Source organism: Lyngbya aestuarii BL J, from assembly GCF_000478195.2.
GTDB classification, from domain to species: domain Bacteria; phylum Cyanobacteriota; class Cyanobacteriia; order Cyanobacteriales; family Microcoleaceae; genus Capilliphycus; species Capilliphycus aestuarii.
On record NZ_AUZM01000190.1, the window covers coordinates 1 to 1,690 of the forward strand.

The 1,690-nt window shown below is 41.7% G+C and carries 1 protein-coding gene; it reads left to right on the forward strand.

Going from position 1 to position 1,690, the window contains the following annotated elements; translation table 11 throughout:
* Positions 1–940: 940 nt before the first annotated feature.
* The coding region (locus tag M595_RS27405; RefSeq protein ID WP_023069834.1) for a MutS N-terminal domain-containing protein at positions 941–1,690 on the forward strand (750 nt) is incomplete at its 3' end.

Sequence of the window (1,690 nt, forward strand, 5' to 3'; positions counted from 1 at the left end):
TGACTAAGATTCACCGCCAGACTACTCTCAATATTGAGAAAGGTGAGAAGTTGTTCAAAAGCAGAGATACTCTCTGATGCACTCCTTTTTCGGCTCGTTGTCTGAGCTGAATGCCGAAACTGAGAATTTAATTGGCTCATTCGTTTTCAGGGGAGTTCTACTCCGAATGTAGTGTCAACTATTCTTTTTTCTGAAAAACCGGGTTAAAAATTCGAGAAAAATCACATCTTGTTAAAAAAGTTAATCAATAACAGATGTGAGCTAACCTATTTCTGAACTCACAAAAATAAAACTGAGTCCTCGACTTTTCGCCGAATTTCGAGACTGAAAGCTTGTTTGCTCCTTTGATAACAGCCAGTTTTCTCCCTCTAACTTGAGAGTGTTAAGTCCCTGGAGTCTCGACATTATCCGATTTTCCAATGCAAGTGACTGGTTTTCATCTCAAAGCATTAATGAATATCAAATTCAAAAACGTTTGATGAATATACAATGATCAAATTTCTTTTACCCCTGTCTTGATTTCATCTCAAAGACAGTGGCCAAAAATTAGTTTCAACTAACAATACCAAACAGACCAACTCTCAATTCGCCCAGCCTAATCACGACCTGAGAATATCCCAGGTTTCACTTAACTTTCACAGCTATATAAAAGATTGCCATATGTTTTATCAAATGTCTACAATTCTCCGTTTACCTTTACAGAATCTTTAAAAAACGCCTCCTATTGTTTTAAAATCAGTTAGAAGATAGATGATTTGAAGCCTGTAAGCTTTACAGTTCCTTTACATAAACCATTCTTAACCGCCAGAGTCATCAGGTGATCTCCCCCCAATGGCTCTCATCCCTCACCCCAAAAAAGTTGAACAAATTCACAAACGAGAGGTCACAATCGCGGTAAAGTTGATCAGGGTAGCACCCTGCTAAGAGTCTTAAATCTGCTATGTCTGATTCCACCCCTGCATCTACTCAACCCGAAGAATACCCCAACGCTGACTACCGAAAACTCGACACCAGCAAACTGTCGGAAATGATGCAGCGATATATCGAGGTTAAACAACAATATCCTCATGCGTTACTCTTTTTTCGGGTAGGCGACTTCTTCGAGTGCTTTTTTCAAGATGCCGTCACCATCGCCCGTGAACTCGAACTCATCCAAACCACCAAAGCCGCCGGAAAAGAAGTGGGGCGAGTTCCGATGACTGGAGTTCCCCACGAACACGTTTATCGCTACAGCGCTACCCTGTTAGAAAAAGGCTATGCCGTCGTCATTTGTGATCAGGTTGAAGATGCAGCCATCGCCGCCAAAGAAAGGCGACAAGTTCGGCGAGAAGTCACCCGTGTTCTAACACCTGGAACTCTAACGGATGATAATATGCTCAAAGGTCGCCAAAATAATTATTTAGCGGCAATTGTGATCGCAGGTGAATATTGGGGGTTAGCTTATGCAGATATTTCCACCGGAGAATTTCTCACTACCCAGTCAGAACATTTAGAACACCTCACCCAAGAATTAATGCGGTTACAACCGTCTGAAGTGTTGTTCCCAGTGAATGCACCCGATATTAGTAAAATGCTGAAACCGGGAGAAAATGATCAAGAACTTCCTGAGTGTTTACCTCGTTGTTTTTGCTATTCATTGCGATCGCAAAAGCCTTTTTCTTTGGGTGAAGCCAGACCTCGAATTTTACAA